This window comes from Niameybacter sp., assembly GCF_036655075.1.
Classification (GTDB): domain Bacteria; phylum Bacillota; class Clostridia; order Lachnospirales; family Cellulosilyticaceae; genus Holtiella.
The window spans coordinates 1-17509 of sequence record NZ_JAVVQU010000051.1 but is presented as its reverse complement, the minus strand read 5'-3'; the positions used below and the strand labels follow the sequence as shown (position 1 = coordinate 17509).

Genomic DNA, 17509 nt, shown 5'->3' with positions numbered 1-17509 from the left:
GTTTAATGGTTACTATTTTATTTTCAAAGTTCATTTTTTCTTTATTTATCAAGGCTTTATGCCCTGTGTCTTAGTGGCGCTATGCCCTGCTGACTTGTATTATTATGCACTATCTAACTACATAAGTCAACACCTTTCAAAGCTTTTTTTAATTTCTTTTTTATATAGTTACTTTATCCCTTTTTATTCACTATTTTTCAATGGGTTTCATATATCCCTTTGATACTTTTCTAGGCAAGTCACTGGCTTACATATTTTAATCTCATCCCCCTAAAAACTGTTAGTTAATCTTGATAATCTAAACAGAATTATCTCTGTGTCTTTCTTTAAAAAACTCTAGCTCTCCTAATATCACCCCAATTATATCCTTCTAATACTTCTTTTGAGCATGGAGCTCACTCCCCTATTCTGTGCATCGACTACCTCTATTATGCAAAAAGAAGTTATAAAACTAATCAACTCTAGTTTTATAACTCCTCTATTTAGGTAGACTACTAATCATTACTTATGTAATAGTCCCCTCTGCTACCCTCTTACTATTGCTAATCTTTCTTTAACCATTTCAATAACACGTTGTTTATCTTCTTCCTTATCTACTACATCAATCTCATCCATATCTACAAGAAGCACTTCTGAAGCCTGATAATGTTTCATTACCCATTCATCGTACCCTTCCCATAAGAATCTATAGTAGTCTACTAACTCTTTATCTAATTCGAAACTTCTACCTCTTTTCATAATACGTTCAAGTACTGTTTCGAATGAACCTTTAAGATATACCATTAAATCTGGTGCTTTCTTTGGAAGTTCTTCTAGTTCTTCCATCATATTGTGTAATAGGCTTTCATATACCTGCATTTCAAGCTTGTTAATTCTACCTAACTCCATGTTTTTCTTTGCAAAGTACCAATCTTCATAAATACTTCTATCAAGAACATTATTATCTTTAACAAGTGCTTGTTTGATTGCTTTAAAACGTGTATCTAAAAAATAGAGTTGTAATAAGAAAGGATATCTTTTAGATTGAATCTCCTCTGGAGATGCTGTATAAAAAAGTGGTAAGATCGGATTATCATCTACACTTTCAAAAAACACTTCACTTCCTAAAGCCTCTCCTAACACCTCTGCTACGCTAGATTTCCCTAGTCCAATCATTCCACCCACTACTATCAACATATTCACCGTGCCTCTCTCAGTCGTTGTTACGAAGTCTAATTTATACTATTAGGTTCGTCACCTACTATATATAGTCTTTTTACTTGCTTTATGTACTATATAAGATACTATAAGGCACGTTAGATTACCAGATGTAAACTTGATTTCTTTATTTTATATACTTTATCTAAAGCTACTACAATTTTAAGGAATCCCATAAATCTTTAAATTTGATTTCTGTTATGACTCCAAATATCTTCTGCTCTTTCTTAGTAGCCATACTTTTCCCTTCATGTGCTCTTCTATAGGTTAACTCTTTCATTAATTTATTGTAGCACTACTCATTAATCTTATACAGGCTTGCCATATACGTGGCAAGAGCAAGCATCCTAATGGGTAAGACTACAAATATTATTGTATCCCTACTAGTGCCTGTGTTGTTTGTACTGTCGCTATAGCATTGTATCCAAATATTTGTAACATCAGACCTGCTATCCCTACCGTTATTCCATTGCCCAGCTTTCTCATAAATGTAGCCATTCCAGCATAAACTCCTTCACGCCTTTTTCCTGTTATTAGCTCATCTACATCTGCAAGGTCTGGCAAAATGGAAAAAGGCACTAAAGAACATACTGTACTCCAAATACCACTAAATGGAGCAAAAGTATACACAAGCATTGTTGGTGAATTCTCTTTTAGTAACAAAGCCATAAACATAGTCACAATACCTATTGGAAATACTATCCCCCCTTAATGTAATTTATAAAGTCCCCCTTCAAACGGCCTAAGTTCCAATGTCTGATCTACTTGTAGTTGCTCTGTTTTATAGTTATAGGCTAATGCTTTTTTATTCCTATCTTTTACTTCTTCTAGATTTACTTTAACTTTTTTTTGTTAAGTTAATCAAAATCATGCATTGATGTGTGTCATATCCCCTGCAATATCCTATAAAACTCTTATGATGACGTATAATAGGTATAAAGTCACCCTCTCTTAAAGCAATCTGTGTTTTATACGTTTGAATGACCTTCTTATACATTTTTTGCAAGTACTCATGGATTCTTGGCCTATTTAATGTAAGCTCCCCGGGAAATTGCAATCCATCTTTGTTAGCATTTTTGTCATGAATCCCTTCTGCTTTACTAATTGTATTAATGACATCCATTCTTCTAAACTCTTTATTTCAACGTACCGTATAACATCCCAAGACAAGTGTTGATAACATCATTTAAGACTTTTAGCGCACATATAGTTTCTAAGTCTATAACATATCAACTGCATTACAGTGGATATGTTCATAAGTTTGTACTATCATTACTAGGTTTATTATGCTTTTCTTTTGAATATCCTATTTTTTGCTTATTTTTCATTTCGTTGCTTATTTAATTTGGATTGGGTATAATATATATAGGTATTTTTACTGCTTAAGATAAGGAGCTTTCAATATATGAAATTATACGCAAATATCTCAGATTTTTCTCAAGATACATTTAACAACATTCTTAAATTCTGTTTTCCTCATTGTAATAAACTTAGTATTTATTTTCCTAATGAGGCCAATGAAAAAGTACATGTATTTAAAACAGAATTCTTAAATGCAACAGAACTCTATACTATTGATGATGAGTTAGCCGTACTTGAACCAAAAGAAGGCTTTGCTATGGTAATCACTTCTTTATCTTCTACTGTTCAAGACCTCCTTACACATCTTCCATATGGTGAGGCTTTAAGCTTTGGTGTGATTCATGATGAAGAACTTATTTTCTTTATTAGTGAAGAAGGTGAACTCGCTATTGATTTATCTACTCAAGTAGTTGAAGGTACGAACTTATTTGATACATTTACTAAAATAGACGAATAACTCATGCTAATATAAAAAGCTCTAGGTATCCCTAGAGCTTTTCTTTTTATCTATTATTCTTTTAATACTATGGGACAATACATCTGCACCCACTATAATGACACCTAGTTTCCATTCATTTAAGAATAACCATATAAATCCCGTGATTGCAATAAGCACACTAATAACTAATACAACCAAAATAGTTGATTGGTGCTTAGCTCTTTTCATATACATATCTAACATTTTATCATCTAGTATATAATAAGAAGCTATTTCTTCTAGTATAAGCACAACTATCAACCCTATAGGTATTGTATGATAAATTCTATAGTATGCCGGTATTGCTGTAATGAGATAAATACTAAACCATATAAATAAATGGTCTGGATTAATAAGGTACTTCTTTTTAGACATTTTAATCCCCCTATTACTTATAGCTAGTTTTGATGAATATAGGCATAAATATCTCTTTTGCTAACGCCTCTATCTTTTGCCACCTGCTTCATAGCAGACTTCTCATCTTGTCCCTTATCCAAATAAACTTGTAGATGGTCTTCAATAGACATTTCTTCCCAAGCCTTTTGGTCCTCTTCTTGTAAAACCTTTATATCTTTACCTTCTAAGACTAAAACAAATTCACCTTTAGGCTCTACCTCTTCAAAATAAGCAATTGCCCCACTTAAATTTGTTTTATATATGAATTCAAATTTTTTAGTTAACTCTTTAGTAACTGTTATAGACCTGTCTCCTACAGCTTCATAGAGTACCTCTAACGTTTTGAGTAATCGATGCGGTGCCTCATATAAAAGAGTTGTTCTTGTTTCATTCTTAAGCCCCTCTAATACAGCTCGTCTCTCTTTCTTATCTGTAGGTAAAAATCCTTCAAAAATGAATCTTCTCGTACTTTGTCCAGATAAAATTAATGCTGTAATACCCGCTACTGCTCCCGGTGCACTTGTTACCATTACACCTGCTTCCATAGCTAATCTTACTAAATCTTCACCTGGATCAGAAATCCCCGGTGTGCCTGCATCTGTTACAAGCGCAATATTCTTACCTGATTTCAAAATCTCAATAAGTTCTGGACCTTTTTCAATTTTGTTGTGCTCATGGTAACTAATAAGCTTAGTGTGTATATTAAAATGGTTTAAAAGCTTTTTAGTATGTCTTGTATCCTCTGCCGCAATGAAATCAGCTTCTGTAAGTGTACGCACAACACGATAAGTAATATCTTCTAGATTACCTATTGGGGTTGCACACAATGTTAATATCCCATATGTCTCCATTTTTTTCTCCTCTTTTAAGCTTTACACTTCAGGCCTTTGTCGTCCATATATCTCATAAATTTCATCTGTATGTGTACCATCTTCATTATAAACAATAAGTGGCTTCTCTACTCTCATCTCACTATTTCCACCCTTAACACCTTCTATTAAAATCATAGTAGGTGCTTGCCCTGACTTAGGATAAACCATACGTAAGCGCTTAGGCTCTATCTTATTTTCTCTCATAGCACAAATAATATCAGCTAATCTCTGTGGTCTATGAATCATACAGAGCTTTCCTTTTACCTTTAATACGTATCCTGCTGCTGCAATAATATCTTCTAAGGTACATAGCACTTCATGCCTTGCAATAGTCTTGGATGGATGTTCATTTTTTAGTCCATTTGTTCCCTTCATATATGGTGGGTTACTTGTCACTAGGTCTAAAGAATGTCCTGTAAAATGTTCTTTAAGTATCTTCACATCAATATGCCTAATTTGTATATCTTCTGTAAGCTCATTAAGTTGTAAAGAACGATTTGCCATCTCTACCATTTCTTCTTGAATATCAATGCCTGTATATTTACCTTTTTGGTAAATTGCATGCATTAGGATAGGGATAATCCCTGTACCTGTTCCAATGTCTAATACTTGCTGATCTCTTTTGCTCACCTTCGCAAAATGTGCTAATAGTACAGCATCAATCCCGAAGCAAAATACTTCGGGATTCTGAATGATTTTATATCCATTTCTATCTAAGTCATCTACTCTCTCATTCGAGTTTACTAAAGTCAAAGTGTTCAAACTCCTTCTCGTCTGTATTCCCACAACCGCCACATCCACCACCGCACTTCTTCTTACGTGTAAGAATTTTCAAGTCCGCTACTGGATATACAATTGCTTCTTTTTCATCTTTATCTTTTTTCTTAACAGCTACTCTTACTTGCTCACGAAGTACTGTTACAGAAAGAACCTCTCCACGGCCATCTGGTGTCTCTACCATATCACCTACTTCTGGAAGTCTACCACGAATTTCTACATATACGTCTTCTTCGTATTTAAGACAACACATAAGTCTGCCACAAATACCTGATATTTTAATAGGGTTAAGCGATAAGCTTTGGTCCTTTGCCATCTTAATAGATACAGGTTGGAAGTCACTTAAGAACTTATTACAACATAAGCCTCTTCCACAAATACCAATTCCACCACACATTTTTGTTTCATCTCTTACACCAATTTGTCTAAGTTCGATACGTGTTCTAAACACTGCAGCTAAGTCTTTAACAAGTTCTCTAAAGTCTACACGTTCATCTGATGTAAAGTAGAAAAGAATTTTATTATTATCAAAAGTATATTCTACATCAATAAGCTTCATATTTAAGTTATGCTTTAATATCTTTTGCTTACATGTAAAAAATGCTTCTTTTTCTTTAACTTTATTCTCTGCAACTTTTTTGCTATCTTCTTCTGTCGCCTTACGAATAACCTTCTTTAAAGGATAGACTACTTCTTCATCATTTAAATCTCGATTACCCTGGATAACTTCGCCATATTCAATCCCCCTTGCGGTTTCAACAATAACATGCTCTCCTTGAACATAATTATTATCTTCAGGATCAAAATAATAAACCTTACCTGCTGTTCGAAATCTAATGCCGATAACAGTTATCATTTCTTTTTCTCCTTTAGTTTAAGTAGTAAATTTTCTATTGCAAACGTTGCGTATATATTCTGATTAATTTGTGCCTGTGTATTTTTGATAAGCTTAATGTGCTTGTCAATTGTATTATACGTTAATTTAGAGGACATGTCGAGTAAGTGAGATTTATAATCCAAATAATACAAGTTCTCATTTCCCGTAGCTTTTAACACTGCTAAATCTCTATACCAGAGTAGCCAAAAGTGTAGCATACTGCTTATAAAATCTTTCTCATCACAAATACTCTTCACAAGTTCATACATACCCATAAGGTCTATCTTTTGTAATGTTGTTAAATAGTTGATGCTCTTTTTTCTTTCCTCTAAAAACTGTTCATCTTCTATAAGCTGCTTCGCTATACCAATACTACCTTCTGCAAACTGGGCATAAATTTCTGCCTGACGTTCACTCAGTTGATAGGTTTCTAAGTAATTCAATATATAGGTATAAGGTAATGGGTTAAATCTAAGGTGAATACATCTTGATTTAATCGTCGGAAGTAGTTTGGCTAAATTTTGTGTAATCAGTATGACAATACCATAACTTGGTGGTTCTTCAATTGTTTTTAACATAGCATTTTGTCCTTCTATAGTTAAGGTATCTGCTTCTGTCACAACGATAATTTTATAAGGTCCTTGATAAGGTTTGATATCCATATTTTTAACGAGCTTTTCTCTTACAGTATCAATCTTTGTTGTCTTATTATCTTTATCTATATAAATTAAATCTGGATGATTACCCGCGCCTAACAACAAACAAGCCTTGCATTTACCACAAGGCTTATCCTCACTTTGGCATAAAAGTGTACGTGCCACAGCCTGAGCAACACGCTTTTTTCCCACACCTATAGGTCCCTCAAAGATGTAGCTGTGAGATACCTTCTGTGATTGTATCGCCTTATTAAAGTATTTCTTTATATCCTCATGCCCTATTATCCCATTAAATGTATCCATGCTTTATCCTTTCTATAGAAAAACGTCCGTGTATGCCACGAACGTTAAGTCATCTCTATTTTATCTTTTTCAACTTTTAAATTTTCTGTTGCAAGTGCATCTACTTTATCATTAACTAGTCGTACAATTCCATAAACCCTATGTCTTCCTCTTCGGTCTAGAAAATTCTCCCTCGAAAACTTATGTGAGTTCGCAACCACTTTATTCATAAATTCTGAAATCATACTACGATAAAGTCTCATGTCACGAATATCCATATGCTCTGATAACTTATTACCCTGATCTGTGATACGTTCTATCATGAGTTTAAGTGACTCTTGAAGTTCGCCTTCTTCAATATGGCTGAGTAAAGTAAACCTAAAGCCTCAATCAATTTTAGCATTGGGGTCTGTTGTAAGCTCTCTTAGCTGTGGTAATTGAATATGATTAACATGTAAACCAGCCATCGCTGTCCCCCTTAAACCCTTTTTCTATTTTATTTTAATGGAATGTCTAGTACTTTGCAATGTATTTCAGTTCCACTATATTGAATGCCTTTAAGCCTATTTGCATATTGTTCAATAATCATGAGATGCCTTTCTTGGAATGCTTCCCCCATATAAAGAATGGGTATACCTGGTGGATAAAACATAATTGTTTGAGCAGCTACTTTTCCTAGGCAATATTTGAGAGTCTGCCAACTAGACATGCCATAATGTACTTCTCGTGGTGTATAAACACCTTTTTGAATAGTTGGTAGCTCATCTATAATTTGATTAAGTTGACTACAATATAAATCGGCAACCTGAGGCTCTTGTATTAGGCTAAGTTCTTTATCAATTTCTATTAAAGCTCTTTCTAACTCTGTTAAAGTGGCTGTATTATCCGCTACTGTAGTCATAAGTATAACATAATGTGGCAATGTGGCTTCTGCTACTATTTGATAACGTTCTTCTAAGTATTGCCCTAAAAGATAACTATCTATACCACTATGTGTGGTAAAAATAATGATCTTACTTATATCATAAGCTTCATGTGCTAAGTTAAGCAGATGAAGCTTATTTAGATTTTGAAGTCTTTCTCTCATTGCAATGAGAGGTTTTATATAATCTATTTCTATTTCACTTTTGTGTTCTTCAACATAATGCCTTGCATAGTCCATTGTAGCCATCAAGGTATAGGAAGGACTACTTGTTTGTACCATCCTTAATGTTTGAATTAACTGTCCATAACTAAATAATGCTGTGCCTTGATGCAATAAAGCACTTTGTGTAAGCGTAGGCATTGTTTTATGCATACTTTGAATAACTAAGTCAGCACCTAGTTTAAGACTACTGGTAGGAAAATATGAGTTTACTGCAAAGTGTGCTCCATGTGCTTCATCTACAATGAGTGCCTTACCTGCTTGATGTAAAACTTCAGCTATTCCTTTAACATCAGATACAACACCCTCATAGGTCGGACTTACAATAATAGCGCCCTTAACATTTGGATACTGTAGCAATGCTTCCTGAATAGTATCTTTCCTTACTTTTGTCATCAATCCTAAGTCACTGTTATACTCAGGTTGAATATAAATAGGGACAGCACCTATCAATATAAGTGCATGCCATACACTATGATGACAGTTTCTTGCAATAAGCACCTCATCTCCAGGCTTACACATGGTCATCAAGCTCGTAAGAATCCCTGCGGTTGATCCATTAGTAAGAAAGATCGTCTTATATGCACCGTAAAACTTACGCATTTTATCCATCGCAGCTTCAATAATGCCCTCTGCTTCATAAAGGTTATCTAACCCATTAGCTTCTGTTACATCTAATGCGGTATAATCAATTTGTTTCATATCTCCAAATCTTCCTAATTTATGCCCTGGCATATGAAATGGTTTCTTGTGTTGGCTATATTCCATTAATGCTGTATAAAGAGGCATTTGATTATGTCTTGTATTCATGAATTTACTTCTTCCTTTTAATCATTAGTTCCCTACTTTTTAGTTAAAATAAGGGGTTTCAAATTTACTACTATAGATCTTAAGTCTATTTTGCACGCGTTCCTTCTCTGTACCCTCTAGCGGTGTAGGTTGATATGTATTTCTATCTTTAGTAGATGAAATACTACAGGGAATCACTTCACTTTTACTAAATGTTACTTGACCATCTTTTATTGTATATGTAGCTTGATAGATAAAGGTGTCTTTATCATCAGGATTCTTATTTGCACCAAAACTAAAGTTACCCAAACTATAGATAATATTTTTTCCTTTATAGGTTTCTATACCCTGTATCACATGTGGGTGTGAGCCTATCACTAAATCAGCTCCTTCATCAATACAAAGTCTAGCTAATTCCTTTTGGATATCATTAGGATAGTGCTCTCTTTCTATTCCCCAATGAAACATCACAAAGACTAAATCAGCTTGTGCTTTAGCTGCTTTTATATGCTTTTTAAGCTTCTCTTTAGTTCCCTGGCTTTTGTCCCATCCCTTTTCTCCTATTAAGGCTATTTTTATACCCTTCACCTCTCGATAGCTAATTGTATCCTCTATAAAATAATCAATATTAGCTGCTTGTAGTGCTTGCTTAGTTTGTTTCATGCCTTCACTTCCGTAGTCATAAGTATGATTGTTGGCTAAGCTTACTGCTTCAATACTACCTTCTTTTAGAATTTTAGTATATGAAGGATCCCCTTTAATAGCAAAAGTTTTATCTGCTCTTGTTCCTCCTGTTGTCAGCGGTCCCTCTAAATTCACAACAGTTAAATCATCTACTGCAAAGTAAGGTCTTACATTATTAAAGAAATGAGCATACCCCTTCTCATTAGCTACCCGGTCAAATCTATTCCATTCACCTTGACCATAGTATGTACCAAGTGTACAGTCTCCAGCAAAGCTTATGGTTAGGCTTTGCTCCCTTGCAAGTTCTGCTGCTTCTTGTAATTCTTGCTTTTTTTCTTCTATTAAAGCTTTTTGTAATTCTAACTGTTGCTTCTGCTCGATTAGTGCCTGACTAAACCTTATTACTTGACCTACTTCAATCGCCCTTACTTGACAACTTCCCATTCCTACTAAACCTAGTAATGCCATTATGATTATTATCTTTCTTTTGTTCACAAACCTTTCCCCCTTTAGTCTATGTTCTATAATAATCTTCAACTTACCCTTACTCTATAATTTCTAGTATCTCTACTTCATAGCTACCTTCAGGTGACTCTACCTGTATAATATCTCCCACCTTTTTCTTAAACAAAGCTTTTCCCAATGGAGATTCTATACTGATTTTGCTATTTACAGCATCTGTCTTCATAGTTGTTACAATATTAAATATTTGTTCAAAATCATCATCTAAAAATTTAATCCTTACATCCTTATTGAGTCCTACTTCATCAATCTTACTCTCTGTAGAAATAACTTTTCCAGTCTTAATCATGCGTTCTAAATAGCGAATACGTGATTCATTTTTTCCCCTTTCACGTTTAGCTGCCTTATACTCAAAGTTCTCACTTAAGTCTCCATGTGCTCTTGCTTCTTTTACATCTTCTATTAGTCTTTTACGTTCAAAAACTTTACGATACTCTATTTCTTTCTTCATTTCTTCAATATCTTCTGAACTTAAAAAATTTCTCATAGTTTCCTCCTTTCATGGATATTTTTTCTTATTCTCTTCCCTCTATTATATCACTAGTTGCGTGAATCTACTTTACTTTATTGGAAATCCTAAGCTATAATAGCTTGATATATATCTTGGACAGTGTAAATGAGGTGAAATATGAATTTGAATTATATTTTGAACGGAAACTTAATAAAAGTATGGACTAAATTTGTCTCAGCCTCCGTTGTTGGTGTTATTTTAAGCACTATCTATACTATGGTAGATGGTATTTTTGTAGGACAAGGTGCTGGTGAAGCTGGACTTGCTGGTGTCAACTTAGCCTGGCCAGCCGTGACCATTATACTTGGAATTGGACTTCTCTTTGGTGCGGGTGCAAGTAGCCTTGTATCTATCTATATAGGTCAACATAACCAAGATAAAGCAGAGCAGATTTTAGGAAGTGTCATTAAAGCTATCCTATATGTTGGTATTATTCTTATGATACTTGGATTTGTTATTGCTGACCCCATTGTTAAGTTTTTAGGTGCTACCCCTGATACTTATCAGTATACAAAGGATTACTTCCTAGTGATTTATATGATGGCTATTCCTTATTTACTTGCTAATGCCTTAAACCCTTTAGTACGTGCCGATGGCAGTCCCAATCTGTCTATGATTATGGTAGGTGCAGGGGCTATTGGAAACATTGTACTCGATTGGCTTTTTGTTATTGAACTCGGATGGGGTACTAAAGGTGCGGCTCTTGCTACAGGTGCTGGCGTTATCCTTTCTACTATTATAGGCCTTTGCTACTTCTTAGGGGGAAAATCACATTTAAAACTAAAAAGGGAATACTTTAAAATTAATTCATCCCTTCTAAAAGAAGTAATCAAAGTTGGTTTTGTATCCTTTATGATTCAACTTTCTATCGGTGTAGTAATTTTACTGCAAAATAAAATTATCTATCGTTATGGAAATACAGCAGATATTGCTATATTCTCTGTAGCAGGCTATACCATATCTCTATATATTCAACTATGTGTAGGAATTTCACAAGGCATGCAGCCTCTAATTGGGTATCACTTCGGTGCAGATTCTATTAAACGCATGCATAAATTACTTAAGATTACCCTTATCGCAAGCATTATTATTGGGATTGTCTTATTAACCTGCCTAATTTACTATGGTGAGTACTTTATTCAGCTCTTTGGCATTACTCCTGATTTATTGCCTCTTGCTTATAAACGAACTGTTATATTCTGTCTAGGAAGTCCTTTCATTGGGATTGTCTATACAATGGGTGCTTACTATCAATCTATTCATCGTAATTTAGAAGCTAATATTGTTTCGATTGGGCGTAGTTTTGTATTGCAAATCTTATTTTCTATCCTTTTACCTATCTATATGGGTGTTGAAGGAATTTTCTATGCTCAACCATTTTCTGATATATGTTCAATCTTTATATTGGGTGGTGTTATGCTTTACAGTTATATAAAATATAATAACCCTATAGATTAACTTTATTAATAATATTTATTAAACAAAATAAAAAAGCTATAAAACTAAAATTTATATTAGTTTTATAGCTTTTTATAGGTTAATCTACCTATTCATCGTCATGTAAGACTTATATTGAAACCTTCTCCTTATGACTTTATGATAGGTTGTTAATTTGCGTATACTTTGTTAATGATGACAAGGTTTCTTTTTCTCAATCATATTGTATAAAGTAGTTACAGGAACGCCTGTTGCTCCTTTACCTGAATATTCATTAAGGCTACTCTCTGCCCATGATGTTCCTGCAATATCTAAGTGGAGCCATGGTTTATCTTCTACAAATTCACCGATGAAAAGTCCTGCTGTAATTGTTCCTGCATTACGGCCTCCTAAATTTTTAAGATCCGCTATCTCACTCTTGATGAGTTTTTTGTAGTCATCATAAGCTGGGAGTCTCCAGAATTTTTCACCTGTCTTAGCTGCACCTTCCATAAGTTCGTTATAAAATGCATCATCATTAGAAATAACAGCTGTTGTTGTTGTTCCAAGTGCTACAAGTGCTGCACCTGTAAGAGTTGCTACATCAACTACGCTTGTTGCCTTTTCTTTACGAATAATATAAGTTACAGCATCTATAAGTGTTAATCTACCTTCAGCATCTGTATTTAATACTTCAATAGTCTTACCTGCCATAGATCCAATAATATCTCCTGGTTTATAACTAATGCCTGAAATAGCATTTTCACAAGCGGCTACTACAGCTACAACATTGGACTTAAGCTTGTTTTTTGCTACTGCACACATTGTACCTATAACAGCTGCAGCACCTGCCATATCACTTTTCATAGTATCCATTGAAGCTGCTGGTTTAAGTGAATAACCACCTGTATCAAATGTTAATCCCTTACCTACAAGTCCTAATATCGTTTCATTTGTAGGGTCCCCCATATATCTCATGACAATCAATCTTGGTAGTCTTGCAGACCCCTTCCCTACTTCATAAAAGGCCTTCATTCCTAAATCTTGAATTTGAGTTTCATCAAATATTTCTACTTCAAATCCATTTTCAGTTCCAAGTACTTGTACACGTTCTGCTAAAGATTCTGGATAAATAACATTAGCAGGCTCATTGACTAAATTTCTAGCCTCTATGACACCCTCTATAATATGATTAGTAATTTCTAAACGTTTTTCTAATTTATCTACTTTTTCTACTGGTACATTTAAGAGATATACTGTTGGATCATATGCTTTATTTTCTTCTCCGGCCTTGTATTTATCAAAAGAATAAATAGATAGTTTAAGTGCTTGTACCATTGCTTTACATATTCCACCTGTACATATATGTGCCGCATCCATTACACTTACACCATAAGTCTTCAATTTAAGTTCTTTAGCTTTTTTAGCACCTTTAGCAATAGTATTTTTCAATCCCTCTAACTTGAGTGCTTCGTATTTACCTAAGCCTACTAAAATCATATATTTCATTTCTGGTGTTGTATAGTACAGGCATTCACCCTCTTTTCCACTAAATACATCACCTTTCTTTATTAATTCAACCTGTTCAATTATATGTGTTTGATCTTCATATACTGGTATAATCATACCTTGTAATACTTCATGCTCTATATCTTTAATAATAATATTCATTGTTAACCTCCTAAAAATTAGTGTCCTCTTTATCTTACTACAAATAATTATTATTGGGTACTTTTTATTTTCCAAAATCCATTCTTTAAAGGCTTCATAATTTCATAAATAGATAAATCCTTTTGTTTAGCTTCAAAAACAATATCTACTTGATTTATTCCTGCTAAAGTAAGTTGTTGTTGTAGTGACTTTATATCTTCCTTTTCTATAAAGTCTGCATGTTGCGGCTTATTAGGTGCTATTGCTCCAGATGACAGATGACATTTGCTTGGTGGATGTAATCTTAACAAATCAACTATATTCGTATCCTCACTAGGATTACATCTTTCATGATGAAAATCATATACCCATTTTAAATTTAATGTCTTACATACCTCCACTATTTCTTTAGATGTATAGGTCTTATCATCATTTTCTACTGTTAATAAATCTAAATCTAACTGATCTTTATTATTTTTAATCGTTTGTTTAAATCGCTCTAGCGTTTCCGTCTTATTCCCATAGGCTCCTCCTATGTGTATAACTAAATTTTCTCCTCCTAGCTGGTGTAAAAACTCTGCTTGTGCCCTTAACTCTCCTATAGATTTTTCAATAATTTTCTCTTTTGGTGATGCTAGCATTGTAAAATGACTCGTATGCATAGAAATCCTAAGATTATATTCTTGCTGCCATTTCTTAATACGTTCTAACTCTCCCTTTATTTTGTTACTTTCAAGTATGTGATATTCTTTAAATATATTTTTCATATCTTGATTATCTATAAACGGAATCAACTCTGCTGTAATTCTATAGACATAAATATTATCTTTAATATTATGATAAATAATATCACCTAATAAAATTATATTGTGTTCAATAACCTCTCTAATTTTTTCTATATTCTTTTCTTGAATAGTTTTTAATTTAAAAGTTCTATACTTTTTCTTTAAAGATAAATTAATACATGCATAACCTATTCTTAATTGGCATAAATTCATAGTTTATTCCTCTTTTATGTGGTATGATGTCGTTGACAAGTAGATTCTTAATTGTAATAATATTTATTATACTTACTTATGAGAAAGGATATTTCAATGGACAAAGGAAAACTAAAGAGCAATCTACTATTAATTACTTATGCTATACTACTCTTTCTAACGCTTCAAAATTGGCCTCTTGTTATGAATGTATTAAAAGAGGGAATTCATCTTATTATTCCTTTTATTTATGGTTTTGTAATCGCTTATTTATTGAACAAACCATTTAATTTCTTTTATAACAAAGTATTTAAATTTGATATAAAAACTAAATATACTCTTTTAAAACATATACGTAAGCCTATTGCCTTAGCAGTAACATACTTAAGTATCTTTACGATTTTTATAGTTATTATCTCTCTACTAGTTCCCCAACTTGCAACAAGTATAGAAACATTGACACGAGATCTCCCTGAACATTATAAGGCTGCGCAACAATTTGCCTTAACTACCTTTGAAGATTTAAAACTTCCTAATGAATTTATCTTAGATATTCAACAATATGCTTCTCAAATAGTTCAACAAGTACTTAATTTTCTTTATACTGCTCTACCAAATGTTTTAGATTCTATTTTTAGTATTACATCTAGTATCACCAATATTATTTTTGGCTTTATTATCTCAGTTTATTTATTAAGCAGTAAAGAAAAATTAGTTTTACAAGGTCAAAAACTATTATTAGCCTTTACACCAACTTCATTTGCAAACCAAGTAATACGAGTAAGTCAGCTTACACACAAAACATTTGGAAATTTTATTTCTGGACAAATACTAGATGCCTTTATTCTTGGTTTAATGTGCTTTATTAGCATGAGTATCTTACGTATGCCTTATGCATTACTTGTAAGTGTTATTATCGGTTTAAGTAATATGATACCAATACTCGGACCAATACTCGGTGCTATTCCAACTACTTTTATTATTTTAATGGCAAATCCAACCCATCCTATTCAAGCATTATGGTTTATCATCCTAATTATTATATTACAACAAATAGATGGAGATATCATCTATCCTCGTGTTGTAGGTAATTCTATTGGCTTATCTGGTTTATGGGTAATGTTTGCTATTTTAGTTGCAGGTGGTAAGTTCGGTATTGTTGGTATGATTATAGGGGTTCCTACATTTGCTATTATTTATACACTCTTACGTGAAGCGACTTATACTAAACTTAAAACTAAAAAAATTAAAATAACTGAAAAAGACATAGAAGAATAATTCTTCTATGTCTTTTTTATAGCTTTATTCTATATGTATACCTCTACACTTATACTTATAATGCAATACTTATGCTGAGTCTTTGATCAACATTTTGCATATCCTGCTTTGAAAGCATCCCTATTTTATGAGAAAGTCGCCTCTTAGAAATTGTTTTGATCTGCTCACATAAAATAGTAGAATCATGAGTTAAGAAGTGATACTTCTCCTTGGTAACTGTATAATGTGTAGGTATATCCTTTTTAATTTTTGAAGTTAAAGGTACACATATAATAGTAGGTGAGTAATGATTCCCTACGTTATTTTGTATAATTAAAACAGGTCTAATCCCTGCTTGTTCACTGCCATCGCCAATCCCTAAATCTGCTTCGTAAATTTCTCCTCTTCGAGGATATATGTATTCAGACAATGTTTCTTCAATATTCATATTTTCTCCTCCTTTGTTAATTTTAGTATTCCCCATTATAAAATAATTTAAACATTCTTCTATAAAATACTAAAAATATAAAAAGGCATCTCAAAAAGGAAATCACTACAAAAGTGTTCTTGTTATGAAAAACTCCATCAATGTCGTATCTCTTCATTGATGGAGTTTTTTGTTATAATAAAAATATCAAATTTGGAAGGTGATACTCTGCTTTAACAACAACAGACTTTAAACTTGATCTCATATATAAAAATTTACAATATTGTAGTTTCTAAAGATAATCTTTTGAAAAGAATTAACGAACTTATAGATTTTTCTTTTGTTTACAAAGAACTTATTGATAAGTATTGTTTAGACAATGGTAGAAATACTATTAGTCCTATTCGTATGTTTAAATATCTACATCTGATAAATCTATCTTTGATTTATCAGATGTAGATATTGTAGAGCGTTCAAGATATGCGATGTCTTTTAAATATTTTTTAGGCATGGCACCAGAAGATGACATAATTGAATCTAGTTCTTTAACTAATTTTCATAAGCTTCGTTTAAAGAATATTAGTCTTTTAGATATGCTTATTAATAAAACTGTATCTATAGCACTAGATAAAGATCTTATTAAATCTAAGTCTATTATTGTTGATACAACATATTTTAAAGCACGTTATAATCAAAAAACACCAAGAGAAATTCTACAAGAACAAACTAAAAAGCTACGTAAGACTGTTTATGAAATAGATGAGACTTTAAAAGAAACTTTTCCGTCCAAAAATACTATAGATACATTAAAAGCTGAAATCGCTTACAGTGAAAAACTTGTATCTACTATAAATAGTAACAAGAGCATCATTACCTATCCAAAGATAAAAGAAAAACTAAATTTGCTTGAAGAAACGATAACTAATGACTTAGAACATCTACAAATCTCAAAGTAATCCTGATGCAAAGGTTGGACATAAAAGTGCAGACTTTGTATTTTTTGGCTATAAAACACATATTGCAATAACGGAAGAAAGAATTATTACTGCGGCAATAATTATAACTGGGGAAAAAATGATGGGAAAGAATTAAAAGTATTGCTAGAAAAAAGTATGGATACAGGCCTTGAAATAGATACAATTATTGGAGATGTTGCCTACTCAGAAAAAGGAAATATTAAATTGGCAGCTAAAAATAAAATCAACTTAGTAGCAAAGTTAAATCCTTCAATTACA

General features: G+C 32.8%; 17 protein-coding genes and 2 pseudogenes. 4 read left to right on the top strand and 15 right to left on the bottom strand.

Going from position 1 to position 17509, the window contains the following annotated elements; genetic code table 11:
- Window positions 1-525: 525 nt before the first annotated feature.
- From RRY75_RS12080 to RRY75_RS12070, 3 genes are all read right to left on the bottom strand, one after another.
- Window positions 526-1176, bottom strand: coding sequence for a deoxynucleoside kinase (locus tag RRY75_RS12080; RefSeq protein ID WP_332716955.1), 651 nt, complete (start codon window positions 1174-1176; stop codon window positions 526-528).
- A 390-nt stretch (window positions 1177-1566) separates the two neighbouring features.
- Complete coding sequence (locus tag RRY75_RS12075; protein WP_442935442.1) at window positions 1567-1878, bottom strand: MFS transporter; 312 nt, start codon at window positions 1876-1878, stop codon at window positions 1567-1569.
- A gap of 157 nt (window positions 1879-2035) precedes the next feature.
- Window positions 2036-2320: a hypothetical protein gene (locus RRY75_RS12070; RefSeq protein WP_332716952.1), complete on the bottom strand. Its 285-nt coding sequence runs from the start codon at window positions 2318-2320 to the stop codon at window positions 2036-2038.
- Window positions 2321-2602: 282 nt separating this feature from the next.
- Between RRY75_RS12070 and RRY75_RS12065 the strand changes: the two genes are divergently transcribed.
- Window positions 2603-3016 carry a hypothetical protein gene (locus RRY75_RS12065; protein ID WP_332716949.1) on the top strand — a complete coding sequence of 138 codons (414 nt, stop codon included), beginning with the start codon at window positions 2603-2605 and terminating at the stop codon, window positions 3014-3016.
- A gap of 21 nt (window positions 3017-3037) precedes the next feature.
- On the opposite strand, the gene RRY75_RS12060 is transcribed toward RRY75_RS12065, so the two are convergent.
- The 9 genes and pseudogenes from RRY75_RS12060 to greA all read right to left on the bottom strand — a co-directional run bounded on the left by RRY75_RS12060 (window position 3038) and on the right by greA (window position 10523).
- Window positions 3038-3412, bottom strand: a complete 375-nt coding sequence (locus RRY75_RS12060) for a hypothetical protein (RefSeq protein ID WP_332716946.1) — start codon at window positions 3410-3412, stop codon at window positions 3038-3040.
- A gap of 23 nt (window positions 3413-3435) precedes the next feature.
- A complete protein-coding gene (gene rsmI / locus RRY75_RS12055; RefSeq protein ID WP_332716943.1) occupies window positions 3436-4284 on the bottom strand; it encodes a 16S rRNA (cytidine(1402)-2'-O)-methyltransferase in 849 nt (282 codons plus the stop codon).
- Window positions 4285-4305: 21 nt separating this feature from the next.
- Window positions 4306-5058 (bottom strand): tRNA1(Val) (adenine(37)-N6)-methyltransferase, encoded by a 753-nt coding sequence (locus tag RRY75_RS12050; RefSeq protein ID WP_332716940.1) that lies wholly within the window; start codon window positions 5056-5058, stop codon window positions 4306-4308.
- Complete coding sequence (locus RRY75_RS12045) at window positions 5036-5938, bottom strand: PSP1 domain-containing protein (protein WP_332716937.1); 903 nt, start codon at window positions 5936-5938, stop codon at window positions 5036-5038. The genes RRY75_RS12050 and RRY75_RS12045 overlap by 23 nt, the downstream gene beginning before the upstream one ends.
- Entirely contained in the window at window positions 5935-6918 is a 984-nt protein-coding gene (holB, locus tag RRY75_RS12040) for a DNA polymerase III subunit delta' (protein WP_332716935.1), read from the bottom strand. The genes RRY75_RS12045 and holB overlap by 4 nt, the downstream gene beginning before the upstream one ends.
- 44 nt (window positions 6919-6962) lie before the next feature.
- Window positions 6963-7268 (bottom strand): annotated as a pseudogene (locus RRY75_RS12035) (YaaR family protein); the annotation flags it as partial.
- Between the two features lie 125 nt (window positions 7269-7393).
- Window positions 7394-8851, bottom strand: a complete 1458-nt coding sequence (locus tag RRY75_RS12030) for an aminotransferase class I/II-fold pyridoxal phosphate-dependent enzyme (protein WP_332716932.1) — start codon at window positions 8849-8851, stop codon at window positions 7394-7396.
- Between the two features lie 39 nt (window positions 8852-8890).
- Entirely contained in the window at window positions 8891-10009 is a 1119-nt protein-coding gene (locus RRY75_RS12025) for a CapA family protein (RefSeq protein ID WP_332716929.1), read from the bottom strand.
- Between the two features lie 49 nt (window positions 10010-10058).
- The gene (gene greA / locus RRY75_RS12020; protein WP_332716926.1) at window positions 10059-10523 is read right to left on the bottom strand and encodes a transcription elongation factor GreA; all 465 of its coding nucleotides are present in this window, start codon (window positions 10521-10523) and stop codon (window positions 10059-10061) included.
- A 141-nt stretch (window positions 10524-10664) separates the two neighbouring features.
- On the opposite strand from greA, the gene RRY75_RS12015 reads away from it, so the two are divergent.
- The gene (locus RRY75_RS12015) at window positions 10665-12005 is read left to right on the top strand and encodes an MATE family efflux transporter (protein ID WP_332716923.1); all 1341 of its coding nucleotides are present in this window, start codon (window positions 10665-10667) and stop codon (window positions 12003-12005) included.
- Window positions 12006-12173: 168 nt separating this feature from the next.
- Here RRY75_RS12015 and RRY75_RS12010 read toward each other — a convergent pair whose 3' ends face one another.
- Window positions 12174-13634 carry a leucyl aminopeptidase gene (locus tag RRY75_RS12010; protein WP_332716920.1) on the bottom strand — a complete coding sequence of 487 codons (1461 nt, stop codon included), beginning with the start codon at window positions 13632-13634 and terminating at the stop codon, window positions 12174-12176.
- Between the two features lie 50 nt (window positions 13635-13684).
- On the bottom strand, window positions 13685-14611 hold the full coding sequence (uvsE, locus tag RRY75_RS12005; protein WP_332716917.1) for a UV DNA damage repair endonuclease UvsE: 927 nt from the start codon (window positions 14609-14611) through the stop codon (window positions 13685-13687).
- A gap of 96 nt (window positions 14612-14707) precedes the next feature.
- Here uvsE and RRY75_RS12000 point away from each other — a divergent pair, with 96 nt between their 5' ends.
- Window positions 14708-15868 (top strand): AI-2E family transporter, encoded by a 1161-nt coding sequence (locus tag RRY75_RS12000; RefSeq protein ID WP_332716914.1) that lies wholly within the window; start codon window positions 14708-14710, stop codon window positions 15866-15868.
- Between the two features lie 55 nt (window positions 15869-15923).
- On the opposite strand, the gene RRY75_RS11995 is transcribed toward RRY75_RS12000, so the two are convergent.
- Entirely contained in the window at window positions 15924-16295 is a 372-nt protein-coding gene (locus tag RRY75_RS11995) for a type II toxin-antitoxin system PemK/MazF family toxin (protein ID WP_332716911.1), read from the bottom strand.
- A 234-nt stretch (window positions 16296-16529) separates the two neighbouring features.
- Here RRY75_RS11995 and RRY75_RS11990 point away from each other — a divergent pair.
- Window positions 16530-17509, top strand: a pseudogene (locus tag RRY75_RS11990) (transposase); the annotation flags it as partial.

Coding starts and splice junctions, on each gene's coding strand:
- RRY75_RS11995 (WP_332716911.1), bottom strand. CDS start 16,295: ATGAATATTGAAGAAACATTGTCTGAATACATATATCCTCGAAGAGGA.
- RRY75_RS12080 (WP_332716955.1), bottom strand. CDS start 1,176: ATGTTGATAGTAGTGGGTGGAATGATTGGACTAGGGAAATCTAGCGTA.
- holB (WP_332716935.1), bottom strand. CDS start 6,918: ATGGATACATTTAATGGGATAATAGGGCATGAGGATATAAAGAAATAC.
- rsmI (WP_332716943.1), bottom strand. CDS start 4,284: ATGGAGACATATGGGATATTAACATTGTGTGCAACCCCAATAGGTAAT.
- RRY75_RS12030 (WP_332716932.1), bottom strand. CDS start 8,851: ATGAATACAAGACATAATCAAATGCCTCTTTATACAGCATTAATGGAA.
- greA (WP_332716926.1), bottom strand. CDS start 10,523: ATGAGAAATTTTTTAAGTTCAGAAGATATTGAAGAAATGAAGAAAGAA.
- uvsE (WP_332716917.1), bottom strand. CDS start 14,611: ATGAATTTATGCCAATTAAGAATAGGTTATGCATGTATTAATTTATCT.
- RRY75_RS12060 (WP_332716946.1), bottom strand. CDS start 3,412: ATGTCTAAAAAGAAGTACCTTATTAATCCAGACCATTTATTTATATGG.
- RRY75_RS12000 (WP_332716914.1), top strand. CDS start 14,708: ATGGACAAAGGAAAACTAAAGAGCAATCTACTATTAATTACTTATGCT.
- RRY75_RS12045 (WP_332716937.1), bottom strand. CDS start 5,938: ATGATAACTGTTATCGGCATTAGATTTCGAACAGCAGGTAAGGTTTAT.
- RRY75_RS12070 (WP_332716952.1), bottom strand. CDS start 2,320: ATGGATGTCATTAATACAATTAGTAAAGCAGAAGGGATTCATGACAAA.
- RRY75_RS12065 (WP_332716949.1), top strand. CDS start 2,603: ATGAAATTATACGCAAATATCTCAGATTTTTCTCAAGATACATTTAAC.
- RRY75_RS12015 (WP_332716923.1), top strand. CDS start 10,665: ATGAATTTGAATTATATTTTGAACGGAAACTTAATAAAAGTATGGACT.
- RRY75_RS12010 (WP_332716920.1), bottom strand. CDS start 13,634: ATGAATATTATTATTAAAGATATAGAGCATGAAGTATTACAAGGTATG.